The organism is Magnetovibrio sp. (genome assembly GCF_036568125.1).
In the GTDB taxonomy this organism is placed as follows: domain Bacteria; phylum Pseudomonadota; class Alphaproteobacteria; order Rhodospirillales; family Magnetovibrionaceae; genus Magnetovibrio.
The window spans coordinates 103,534-116,055 of record NZ_DATCTF010000013.1; the positions used below are offsets into that span (position 1 = coordinate 103,534).

A 12,522-nucleotide genomic window follows, 5' to 3' on the forward strand; every position below is an offset into this window, starting at 1 on the left:
TTAGTTCCCCACCGAAGTGTTGACGCCGTCATGCTCTGCGGCGCGGTTCTTCGCTTGCATTTCCAACAGCGCGCGGCGGTATTCCACCGGCATCACCTTGACGAACTTGGGCAGGTAGGCGTCCCAGTTGTTCAAGATGTCCTTGGCGCGCGGGCTGGCGGTGTAGTGATGATGCTTTTCGATCAGCATCTTCAAACGGTGTGCGTCATAGCGCGTCATATCGTGTTCGATGTCGACGCGGCCATGCGTTTCCAGATCGCCGCCTTGGGCTTCGGCTTCCATCAAGCGTTCTTCGGCTTCGATGGGTTCCAGATCGACCTGCGCCAGGTTGCATCGGGTTTCGAAATCGCCTGCTTCGTCCAGCACGTAAGCGATGCCGCCCGACATGCCGGCCGCGAAATTGCGCCCGGTCTGGCCCAGAACCACGACGATGCCGCCGGTCATGTATTCGCAACCGTGGTCGCCGACGCCTTCGACGACTGTCGTCGCGCCGGAGTTGCGCACCGCGAAGCGTTCGCCGGCGACGCCCTGGAAGAACGCCTCGCCCGACGTTGCACCATACAGGCACGTGTTGCCGGCGATGATGTTGTCGTGGGGCGTGATCGGGCTGTCGTCGGACGGCCGGATGACGATGCGTCCGCCAGCCAGACCCTTGCCGACGTAATCGTTGGCATCGCCCTTCAGATCGATGGACACGCCCTTGGCCAACCATGCGCCGAGCGATTGACCCGCAGTGCCGTGGGCATCGATGACGATGGTGTCGTCGGGCAAGCCGGCCTTGCCGTGTTTCATCGCCACTTCGCCCGACAGCATTGCGCCGACGGTGCGGTTGACGTTGATCAGCTTGGCTTCGATGCGCACAGGTTTGCCGCCGTCGATGGCGTCGCGCGCCTGGGCGATAAAACCGTTGTCGAGCGCCTTGTCGAGACCGTGATCCTGGGTCTCGCAATGGTGGATGGCGACGCCTTCGCCCGCTTCGGGCTTGTGCAAAATGCCGGAGAAGTCGAGACCCTGGGTCTTCCAGTGATCGATGGCTTCGTTCATTTCGATCAAGTCGGAACGCCCGATCATTTCATTGATGGTGCGGAAGCCAAGTTCGGCCATCAACACGCGGACTTCTTCGGCCATGAAGGTGAAGTAGTTGACCACGTGTGCCGGTTGACCGGGGAACAGCTTGCGCAGGTTTTCGTTCTGCGTCGCGATGCCCACCGGACAGGTGTTGAGGTGACACTTGCGCATCATCAAGCAGCCCGCCGCGATCAACGCGCCGGTGGCGAAACCAAATTCGTCCGCACCCAACAAAGCGCCGACAACGACGTCGCGCGCCGTGCGCAAACCGCCGTCGACCTGCACCGAGATACGGCCGCGCAGCTTGTTCATCACCAAGGTCTGGTGCGTTTCGGCAAGACCCGTTTCCCACGGACCGCCCGCGTGCTGCGTCGACGTCAGCGGACTCGCGCCGGTGCCGCCGTCGAAGCCGGAAATGGTGACGTGGTCGGCATGCGCCTTGGACACACCCGCAGCGACCGTGCCGACGCCGATTTCGGATACCAGCTTGACCGAGATACGGGCCTTGGGGTTGACGTTTTTCAGATCGTGAATCAGCTGCGCCAAATCCTCGATCGAATAGATATCGTGGTGCGGCGGCGGTGAAATCAGGCCGACGCCCGGCGTCGAGTGACGCACCCGCGCGATCCATTCGTTGACCTTGTGACCGGGCAGCTGACCGCCTTCGCCGGGCTTGGCGCCCTGGGCCATCTTGATCTGGATGTCGTCGGCGTTGACCAGGTATTCGGTGGTCACGCCGAAGCGGCCCGAGGCCACCTGCTTGATGGCCGAGCGCATGCTGTCGCCGTTTTCCAACGGCGCGTAGCGCACCGCTTCCTCGCCGCCTTCGCCGGTGTTGGACTTGCCGCCCAAACGGTTCATGGCGATCGCCAGCGTGGTGTGCGCTTCCCAGGAAATCGAACCGAACGACATCGCGCCGGTAGCGAAACGCTTACAGATGGCGTCGATCGGCTCGACCTCGTCCAACGGCACCGGCTTGCCTGTGCCCTTAAGCTTGAACAGGCCGCGCAAGTTCTTGAACTTGACGTCGTGATTGTTCATGACGCTTTCGAACTTGCGATAAGTATCGCGATCGCCCTTGCGTACGGCATGCTGCAGCAATTGAATGGTTTCGGGCGACCAGCAGTGGGTTTCGCCACGATGACGCCACGCCAGTTCGCCGCCGACATCCAAGTGCTTGGTGTACAGCGGGCTGTCGCCGAACGCTTCGCGGTGACGACGCACCGTTTCCTCGGCCACTTCGTCCAAACCGATGCCGCCGACCTTGGTCGCGGTCTTGGTGAAGAAGCGCTCGATAAAGCTTTCGTTCAGGCCGACGGCGTCGAAAATCTGCGCGCCGCAATAGGACTGGAACGTCGAGATGCCCATTTTCGAGAAGACCTTGAGCATGCCCTTGGCAACCGCCTTGATGTAGCGGTAGTGCGCTTCGTCGACGCTCAGGTCGTCGGGCAGCTCATCGGCAATATCGGTGATGGTGTCGAACGCCAGATAGGGGTTGATGGCTTCCGCGCCGTAACCCGCCAGCAGGCAGAAATCGTGCACGCGCCGCGCTTCGCCGGTTTCCACGACCAAGCCCGCCGAGGTGCGCAATCCGGTGCGGATCAGGTGATGATGCACGCCTGCGGTCGCCAGCAAGGCCGGAATCGCGATATGATCGACGTCGACGCCGCGATCCGACAGGATGATGATGTTGTAGCCGCCGCGCACGACCTCTTCGGCCTTGGCGAAGAGATTTTCCAGCGCCGCTTCCATGCCCGCAGCGCCCTGGTCGGCGGGATAGACCATGTCCAGGGTGTAGGCGTTGAAGGCGCGGTCCACATGGTTTTCGATGTGGCGGATTTTTTCCAGATCCAGGTTCGACAGGATCGGCTGGCGCACTTCCAGGCGCTTGCGCGTGCCGGCGTCGTCCGGCGCCAACAGGTTCGGGCGCGGACCGATCAGGCTCACCAGGCTCATCACCAATTCTTCGCGGATCGGATCGATCGGCGGGTTGGTGACCTGGGCGAAGTTCTGGGCGAAATAATCGTAGAGCATCTTCGGACGATCCGAGAGCACCGCCAACGGCGTGTCGCGGCCCATGGAACCGATCGGGTCTTGGCCCGTCAGCGCCATCGGTTTGATGAAGTGCTTGAGATCTTCCTGGGTATAGCCGAACGCCTGCTGAGCATCGAGCATGGTGTCGTGATCGGGCGCCATGGCCGGGTGCTCTTGAGGCAGGTCTTCGACGTGAATCTGGGTCTGGTCGAGCCAGTCCTGATAGGGCTTGGCTTTGGCCAAATCGGATTTGATTTCTTCGTCGTCGATGATGCGGCCCTGTTCCAGGTCGATCAGGAACATCTTACCCGGCTGCAGGCGCCACTTTTTGACGATCTTGCTTTCGGGGATCGGCAGCACGCCGACTTCCGAGCCCATGATGACGAAATCGTCATCGGTGACGACGTAACGCGCCGGACGCAAACCGTTGCGGTCCAGCGTCGCGCCGATCTGGCGGCCGTCGGTGAAGCACACCGCAGCGGGGCCGTCCCACGGTTCCATCAAGGCGGCGTGATATTCGTAGAATGCGCGGCGGTCGTCATCCATCAGCGGGTTGGAATCCCAGGCTTCCGGAATCATCATCATCATCGCATGGGCCAGCGAATAGCCGCCCGCGACCAACAGTTCCAGCGCGTTGTCGAACGTCGCGGAATCGGATGCGCCGTCGCCAATCAGCGGCCACAGCTTATCCAGGTCGTCGCCCAGCACGGCGGAGCTCATGGTCGCCTTGCGCGCCGCCATCCAGTTGATGTTGCCGCGTACGGTGTTGATTTCACCGTTGTGGCACAAATAGCGGAACGGCTGCGCCAGTTCCCAGCTGGGGAAGGTGTTGGTCGAGAAGCGTTGATGCACCAACGCCAACGCCGAGGTTGTGCGCTCGTCCTTGAGGTCGAGGAAGTAGTTCGCCAAGTTGCCCGACAGCACCATGCCTTTATAAACGATGGTGTGCGTCGACAGCGACGGCGTGTAGAACCCGGCGCGGTCGCCCGCTTCGTCCCAAATGGCGTGATGGGCCTGTTTGCGGATCACGAACAGTTTGCGTTCGAACGCCGCTTGATCGGGGGTGCCCGCTCCCTTCTTGATAAAGATCTGGCGCGTCACGGGTTCGTCGGCCTTGACGCTTTCGCCCAGGCACGAATTGTCCACCGGCACGTCGCGCCAGCCGAGCAGCTCCTGGCCTTCGGCGGCGGTGACGGTTTCGAACGCTTTGACACACGCGGCGCGCATGGCTTCGTCTTGGGGCAGGAACACCTGACCCACGGCGTATTCGCCCACGGCGGGCAGCTCAAAACCCAGCTTGGCGCACTCTTCGCTCAGCATATCGTGCGGAATCTGCATGATGATGCCCGCGCCGTCGCCAGCCAGCGGGTCCGCGCCCACGGCGCCACGGTGGTCCAGGTTCACCAGAATCTGCAAACCCTGACGGACGATCTCGTGGCTCTTTTGGTTCTTAATGTTGCAAATGAATCCAACGCCACAGTTGTCATGCTCGTTGCTGGGGTCGTAAAGGCCCTGCTTTTCGGGCAGTCCGCTTGCTTTCATGGTCGCTTCCAGTCTTGGCCAGCCGCACATCCGCGGCTTGTAAAAAGCTTTATGTTTCAAGGCGTTAGTGTCGCGTCCGCCGCCGGTGTTCCCCGGCGCGGCCAACGCCAATGTGCATAGTGTGTGAAACTTTGGAGGCGCGACATTACTAGAACTCACAGCAAAAGGGAACCCCAACGCAATATTTTTTGAAACACTTTGAAACACTCAAAGGATAATGGTCCGGCTTGATTCGAGACTGTCTCGAAGCGGGACTTTTCCGGTGCTGCGGCGCAATATGTCGTGCAACAAAAAAGCGGTGCGGATTCAGGTCTTTGCGCCGTGCGACGGGTGGGGTACAGTCGCGCCAGCTCATCGAAAAAAGGCTGATACCTGCCGTGCCTATCCTGCATATTGTCATTTTGGCGCTCGTTCAGGGCGTGACCGAATTTCTCCCCATCAGCTCCAGCGGTCATTTGGTTTTGGTGCCGTGGCTCGCCGGTTGGCCGGACCAGGGTTTGATCCTCGACGTCGCCGTGCATGTCGGCACCTTGGGGGCGGTGATGGCGTACCTGTGGCGCGATATCGCCGCCATGCTCGGTGGACTGTGGCGGTTTGTGCAAGGCAAAGGCATGAACGATGGCGTAAAGCTGGCTTTTTATCTGGTGCTTGGCACCTTGCCGGTGATCGCGGCGGGATTGTTGATGAAAAAATACGTTCCCGGCGGCATTCGCTCCATCGAGGTCATCGGCTGGGCGACCCTGGGCTTCGGTGTTTTGTTGTGGCTGGTGGATCGTTTCAGTGTGACGCTCAGGCGCATGGAACACCTCAAACTTTTTGACGTCGCCATCATCGGCGTGTCGCAGTGCTTGGCGCTGATTCCCGGTACCTCGCGCAGTGGCATCACCATGACCACGGCGCGCTTGCTGGGCATGGAACGGCGCGACAGCGCACGGTTTTCTATGCTGCTGTCGATTCCCGCCATCGTCGGCGCGGGCACCTTGATGGGGCTGGAGCTCTATAAAATCGGTGATCCGGTGCAGATTGACGCAGCGCTCGCCGGGGTCGCGTTCGCCTTTATCTCGGCGCTGGTCGCCATTGCGTTGATGATGGCGTGGCTCAAACACGCCAGTTTCACGCCGTTCGTGATCTATCGTTTGGCTTTGGGTGCGCTGCTGTTGGCGATTTCATACGGTTTTATCTCGTAGTCCCCGACAATACCTCCGTCTAATACCCCTGGTCGAAATCCACCAGATTGTCCGGTGCTTCGCCGTTTTCGAGCGCGCGGATCGTTTTGGCGATGATTTCGCTCGACGACATCGGCGTGGTCAGGCTGGCGATGTGCGGGGTGACGAAGACATTATCCATAGCCCAGTATGGATGATCGTCCGGCAACGGTTCGGTGTTGAACACATCCAGCGCCGCAGCCGCGATATGGCCGCTTTCAAGTGCCGCGATCAGATCGTCGTCGACCACCAATCCACCGCGCCCGGCGTTGACGATGAACGCGCCCTGGGGTAATTCGGCCAAGGTTTCGGCGTTGAGCAAACCTTGGGTGGCGGCGGTGTGGGGCAACAGGCACAGCAAGATCTCGCACTGGCGTAAAAACGGCTTCAAGCCGTCTTCGCCGGCGAAGCTTCGAACGCCCGGCAGATCCTTCGGCGTGCGGCTCCAACCGCTGAGGCTTTCAAACCCCAACATCAACAACGCATGGGCACAGCCTTGGCCCAATTCGCCGAGGCCCAAAATACCGACGCGGCGCTTTTGCGTATCGGCGTTGTCGTGCTGGGTCCAGACGCGGGCGCGCTGCTGGCGGGCGTAGACGTGTAGGTCGCGGTGAAAATGCAAAACCCAATGGACCATGTATTCGACCATGCCGCTGGTCAGGCGCTCGTCCACCAGCCGCACCAAGGGCACGGCCTGGGGCAGGGTGTGATCTTGCAGCAATGCATCGACGCCGGCGCCCAAGTTGATGATGCCTTTCAAGTTGCGAAAGCGCGCCAACAAGCCCGGCGCGGGCTTCCACACCAATGCGTAGTCGATTTCGTTCTCATCGATGCTGTCCACGCCCCACGCGAACACGTCGGCTTCGGGGATATTGAGGCGCAATGGTTTGCGCCATGGCGCGAAATCGTCGGGGCTGATGAAAACAATCTTCATAAGGATACCACGCCGCTATCGTCGGCTTCGATGTTGAAGGCCGCGTTCATCAGCGCCTGGGTGTAGGCCTGCTTGGGGTTGTCGAACACCTCGTCGGCCGGTCCTTGTTCGACCACGCGGCCTTTTTGCATCACCATCACGTCGTGGGCCAGGGCGCGCACGACTTTCAAATCGTGACTGATGAACAGGTAGGCGAGATCGTGCTTTTTCTGCAGATCGCGCAGCAGTTCGACGATTTGCGCCTGGACCGAAACGTCCAGCGCGCTGGTCGGTTCGTCCAACGCGATCAGTTCGGGCTTAAGCACCAACGCACGGGCGATGGAGATGCGCTGGCGCTGGCCTCCGGAAAATTCGTGCGGATAGCGGTCCATCATGTCGGAACTCAGTCCCACTTCGTCAAGCACGTCGGCGACCAGGGCGCGGCGCTCGGCGACCGTCTTGGCCAAGCCGTGGACTTCCAGCCCCTCGCCGATGATTTGCGCCACCGACATGCGCGGGCTGAGGCTGCCGAACGGGTCTTGAAACACGATCTGCATCTGGCGGCGCAGCGGCCGTACGGCCTTGCCGCTGAGACCGTGCAGATTTTGGTCCTTGAACGTGATCGCCCCGGATGAGCGTTCCAAGCGCAGCAACGCCCGCGCCAAGGTCGATTTGCCCGACCCGCTTTCGCCGACGATGCCGAGCGTCTGGCCGCGCTTGACCGTAAGCGTGACGCCGTCGACCGCTTTGATGTGATCGACGGTGCGGCGGATGAAGCCTTGCTTGATCGGAAACCATACCTTGAGGTCGGTGGCGATCATGATTTGCGCCGCGTTGGCGTCGGCCGGTTCGGGGCGGCCTTTGGGTTCCGATCCCAGCAGGTGCTGGGTATAGGGATGCTGGGGGGTTTCGAACACGTCTCGGGTCGCGCCGTGTTCGACCAGTAGGCCGTTTTGCATCACGTAGGCGCGGTCGGCGATGCGCCGCACGATGCCGAGATCGTGGGTGATGAACAAAATGCCCAAACCCATCTTGGCCTGTAGATCGGAGAGCAGTTTGAGCAACTGCGCCTGAATGGTGACGTCGACGGCGGTGGTGGGCTCGTCGGCGATCAACAGGTCGGGTTCGTTGGCCAACGCCATGGCGATCATGATGCGTTGTTGCTGGCCGCCGGAAAATTCGTGGGGCAGATTGCCGAGGCGCGGGATCTGAGCTTCCAGCCCGACCAAGTTCATCAACTCTTCGACCCGTGTGCGCACTTGGGTTTTGCTGCGCGCATGGTGGGTGGTGATGATTTCCGCGATTTGCTGGCCGATGGGGTGCAGCGGGTTGAGGCTGGTGAGCGGTTCTTGAAACACCATCGAGATGTCTTCGCCGCGCAAACCGCGCATCACCGCCTTGGGCGCGCCCATCAATTCTTGACCGCGAAATTTGACCGATCCGCTGGGGTGCTTGGCCAACGGATACGGCAACAGCTGCATGACCGACAGTGCGCTGACCGATTTGCCCGATCCGCTTTCGCCGACCAAGGCCACGGTCTCGCCCTTTTCGACGTGAAACGACACACCCTTGACGGCCTGGACCGCGTGGCGGCCATCGCCGAAGGTGACCGAGAGGTCTTGGACATCCAAAAGGCGGCTCATGAGCGGAACACCTTTCGCGGATCGAAAGCGTCGCGCACCGCTTCGCCGATGAACACCAACAGCGTCAGCATGATCGAAACGACGAAAAACGCCGTCAGCCCCAACCACGGCGCGTGCAGGTTGGCTTTACCTTGGGCCAGCAGCTCGCCCAACGACGCCGAGCCCGGTGGCAAGCCGAACCCCATGAAGTCCAACGCGGTGAGGATGGTCACCGATGAGGAGGTGATGAACGGCAAAAACGTGATGGTCGCGACCATGGCGTTGGGCAGGATGTGACGAAACATGATGGTGATGTTGTCGACGCCTAAGGCACGGGCGGCACGCACGTAATCGAGGCTGCGGGTTTTATAGAATTCGGCGCGCACCACGCCGACCAGACTCATCCAGCTGAACAGCAACATCAAGCCCAGCAGCCACCAGAAATTCGGTTCGATGATCGACGCCATGATGATCAGCAGATAGAGCATCGGCAGGCCCGACCAAATTTCGATGAAACGCTGAAACAGCAAATCCGTCAGCCCGCCGAAATAGCCCTGCACCGCGCCCGCCGCGATGCCGATGGCGGAACTGACGATGGTCAGCGTTAGGCCGAACAGGATTGAGATGCGAAAGCCGTAGATCAAACGCGCCGCCACGTCGCGGCCTTGGTCGTCGGTGCCCAGATAGTTGACCGCGTCGGGCGGGCTCGGCGCGGGTTGGGTCAGCGCGTAGTTGACCGAATCGTACGAAAAGCGGATCAACGGCCACACGATCCAGCCCTGTTCGTTGATCATGTCTTGGACTTCCAGATCGGAATATTCGGTTGGCGTTTCCAAAAAACCGCCGAAGGTGGTTTCGGGATAATCCATGACGATAGGCACATACAGCTCGCCCGCATAGCTGACCAAAATGGGCCGGTCGTTGGCGATCAATTCGGCGAACAGGCTGGTGACGAACAGGAACAGAAAGATCCACAGCGACCAATAGCCGCGACGGTTGGCCTTGAAGTTGTCGATGCGCCGCCGGTTGATGGGCGAAATGGTCATGCCGAGGAACCGGGGCGTTGAGCTGTGAGGGACGATGGGCGGCATGGTTAGCGCTCCATCTTTTCGAAATCGATGCGTGGGTCGACAACGTGATACATGATGTCGCCGATCAAGCTCATGATCAGGCCCAGCAGGGTGAAGAAATAAACCGTCGCGAACATCACCGGATAATCGCGTTTGATGGCGGCCTCAAAGCCCAGCAGGCCCAGCCCGTCGAGCGAAAAGATCACCTCGATCAGCAACGACCCGGTGAACAGAATGCCGATGAACGCGCCGGGAAATCCGGCAATCACGATCAGCATGGCGTTGCGAAACACGTGCCCGTACATGACCCGGCTTTCCGTCAGGCCCTTGGCGCGCGCGGTCATGACGTATTGTTTGTTGATCTCTTCCAGGTACGAGTTCTTGGTCAGCATGGTCAGGCTGGCGAACCCGCCGATCACCAATGCGCCGACCGGCAACACCATGTGCCATAAATAGTCAGTGATTTTACCGAACGTGCTCAAATCCGACCAATTGTCCGACGTCAGTCCGCGCAACGGAAACCAATCGAAATAGCGACCGCCCGCGAACAAGATGATCAGCAAGATGGCGAACAGAAAGCTGGGGATGGCGTTGCCGACGATCACCACCGACGAGGTCGCGATGTCGAAGCGCGAGCCGTCCTTGACCGCTTTCAAGATGCCCAACGGGATCGAAATCAGATACACCAGCAGCGTGGTCCATAGTCCCAGCGAAATCGATACCGGCATTTTGTCGAGCACCAGATCCACCACCTTGCGGTCGCGGAAATAGCTTTCGCCGAAATCGAAGGTGGCGTAGTTCTTCATCATCATCCAAAAGCGTTCGTGCGCGGGCTTGTCGAAGCCGTACATTTTTTCGATTTCAGCGATGAATTCCGGGTCCAGACCTTGCGCGCCGCGGTACTTGCTCTGCCCGCCGCCTTGAGATGTGGTTTTGCTTCCGCCGCCGCCGCTGCCGCTGCCGACTTCGCCGCCGTTGGACCCGGCGATGCGCGCCGTCGCGCCGACGTCGAGGCCTTGGATCTGGGCAATCATCTGTTCCACCGGACCGCCGGGCGCGGCTTGGATGACCGCGAAGTTGATGACCATGATCCCAAATAGGGTCGGAATGATCAGGGCCAGGCGGCGGAGGATGTATGCGAACATGACGGCTGTTTACTTCTTGCCTTGCGCGGCGGCCAGCTTCGCGGCCTTGGCCTCGTCGTACCACCACGTGCCGATTTGCGTGCCTTGCATCGGCACGATGTCGGGGCGGGTGAACTTGTTCCAGTAAATCAGGCGATCATAAGGGATGTGCCAGTGCGGCACCACGTAGTGGCCCCATTGCAGCACCCGGTCCAGGGCATGCACGCGGGTCACCAGATCTTCGCGGGTGCCGGCGGAAATGATCCCGTCGATCAACGCATCGATCACCGGATCCTTGATGCCGATGAGGTTGCGGCTGCCGGGGGTGTCGGCGGCGGCGGTGCCCCAAAAGCCGCGCTGTTCGTTACCCGGCGACATGGATTGTCCCCAACTGCTGACCACGATGTCGAAATCGAAGCTGCGGATGCGCTCGATGTATTGAGCGGTGTCGATGGTGCGCACCCGGGCCTTGACGCCGAGGCGTTCGAGATTCTTGGCGAACGGCAGCACCACGCGTTCGAATTCGGGCTGGATCAACAGCACCTCGAATTCCATAACCTCGCCGGTGGCGGTGTTGACGCGCTGCTTGTCCTTGATCTCCCAGCCCGCTTCCTTGAGTAGGCGGTCGGCCTGCCTGAGATTGTCGCGGATGCGGCCGTCGCCTTGAGTGGCCGGGGGGTGGAATTCGGTGGTGAACACTTCATCGGGGATGAGCCCGCGGTAGGGTTCGAGAATTTTCAATTCGTCCGCGCTGGGCAAGCCGGTGGCGGCCAGTTCGGAATTGTCGAAGAAGCTGCGGCTGCGGGTGTATTGGCCGTAAAACAGGTTCTTGTTGGCCCATTCGAAATCGAACGCGTAGCTCAGTGCTTGGCGCACTCGGGCATCTTTGAAAATGGCGCGCCGCGTGTTGGGCACGAAGCCCTGCATGCCTTGGGGACGTTCGTGGCCGACCTCTTCCTTGACAATCAGGCCGTTCGCGACTTCGGGCATGTCATAAGAGGTGGCCCAGATTTTCGAGGTGTTTTCGCTGCGAAAATCGATCGCGCCGCCCTTGAACGCTTCGACCGAAACGCTGGCATCGCGGAAATATTCGTAGCGGATTTCGTTGAAATTGTTGTGTCCGACGTTGACCGGCAAATTCCGCCCCCAATAGTCTTCGACGCGTGTGTAGGTGACGGACCGTCCGACGTCGAAGGCGGTGAGCTTGTAGGGGCCGGAACCCAGCGGCGGCTCCAGCGAGGTTTTTTCGAAATCGCGCGTCGCCCAATAGTGCTTGGGCAGCACCGCCATTTGCCCGATGATCAAGGGCAGTTCACGATTTTCCTTGGTCTTGAAGGTGAATTTGACGCTCAACGGGTCGATCACGTCGACCTTGTCCACATCGGCGTAATAAAAGCGGTACGACGGCGCGCCCTTTTCGATCAGGGTTTCGAACGTCCATTTGACGTCTTCGGCGGTGATCGGCTGACCGTCGTGCCATTTGGCCTCGGGACGCATGTGGAAGACGATCCAGGAGCGATCTTCGGGAACTTCGACGCTTTCGGCCAGCAAACCGTATTCGGTGAAGGCTTCGTCGGCCGAAGAGGTCAGCAATGAATCGTACAAAGAACCGATGCCGTCCGCGACCTCGCCTTTGGAAATGAAGCCGTTGAAACTGTCGAAGCTGCCCAGCCCGCCGTAGCGGATCGAACCGCCCTTAGGAGCGTTCGGATTGACGTAGTCGAAGTGCTTGAAGTCGGGGCCGTATTTCGGCGCGCCGTGCATGGCGATGGCGTGGATGGGTGCGATGTCAGCCGCCCACGTCGATGGCATTGAGAATACGACACTCAACACGGCGGCGGTTGCACAGAAAGCGCTCTTCAAGCTTGGCATGGAGGTCCCCGTTAACGGCTTGGCCTAAATCGCTTTTGAATGTGCACGTTGATTGTGGCCGGATCAAGGACA

Annotated in this window: 7 protein-coding genes; 1 reads left to right on the forward strand and 6 read right to left on the reverse strand. The window is 60.3% G+C overall.

Going from position 1 to position 12,522, the window contains the following annotated elements; all coding sequences use genetic code 11:
* The gene (gltB, locus tag VIN96_RS11130) at positions 1-4,644 is read right to left on the reverse strand and encodes a glutamate synthase large subunit (protein WP_331896227.1); all 4,644 of its coding nucleotides are present in this window, start codon (positions 4,642-4,644) and stop codon (positions 1-3) included.
* Between the two features lie 377 nt (positions 4,645-5,021).
* Here gltB and VIN96_RS11135 point away from each other — a divergent pair, with 377 nt between their 5' ends.
* Positions 5,022-5,831 carry an undecaprenyl-diphosphate phosphatase gene (locus tag VIN96_RS11135; RefSeq protein WP_331896229.1) on the forward strand — a complete coding sequence of 270 codons (810 nt, stop codon included), beginning with the start codon at positions 5,022-5,024 and terminating at the stop codon, positions 5,829-5,831.
* Positions 5,832-5,850: 19 nt separating this feature from the next.
* Here the strand turns inward: VIN96_RS11135 and VIN96_RS11140 are convergent, their stop codons facing one another.
* Genes VIN96_RS11140 through VIN96_RS11160 form a run of 5 tightly spaced genes read right to left on the reverse strand, consistent with a single transcriptional unit; the run spans position 5,851 to position 12,450 of the window.
* Positions 5,851-6,783, reverse strand: coding sequence for a glyoxylate/hydroxypyruvate reductase A (locus VIN96_RS11140; protein WP_331896231.1), 933 nt, complete (start codon positions 6,781-6,783; stop codon positions 5,851-5,853).
* Positions 6,780-8,405: an ABC transporter ATP-binding protein gene (locus VIN96_RS11145; protein WP_331896233.1), complete on the reverse strand. Its 1,626-nt coding sequence runs from the start codon at positions 8,403-8,405 to the stop codon at positions 6,780-6,782. Before VIN96_RS11145 ends, VIN96_RS11140 begins: the two co-directional genes overlap by 4 nt.
* A complete protein-coding gene (locus tag VIN96_RS11150; RefSeq protein WP_331896235.1) occupies positions 8,402-9,475 on the reverse strand; it encodes an ABC transporter permease in 1,074 nt (357 codons plus the stop codon). Before VIN96_RS11150 ends, VIN96_RS11145 begins: the two co-directional genes overlap by 4 nt.
* A gap of 2 nt (positions 9,476-9,477) precedes the next feature.
* Positions 9,478-10,599: a microcin C ABC transporter permease YejB gene (locus tag VIN96_RS11155; protein WP_331896236.1), complete on the reverse strand. Its 1,122-nt coding sequence runs from the start codon at positions 10,597-10,599 to the stop codon at positions 9,478-9,480.
* Positions 10,600-10,608: 9 nt separating this feature from the next.
* Positions 10,609-12,450, reverse strand: coding sequence for an extracellular solute-binding protein (locus tag VIN96_RS11160; protein WP_331896238.1), 1,842 nt, complete (start codon positions 12,448-12,450; stop codon positions 10,609-10,611).
* Positions 12,451-12,522 lie beyond the last annotated feature (72 nt).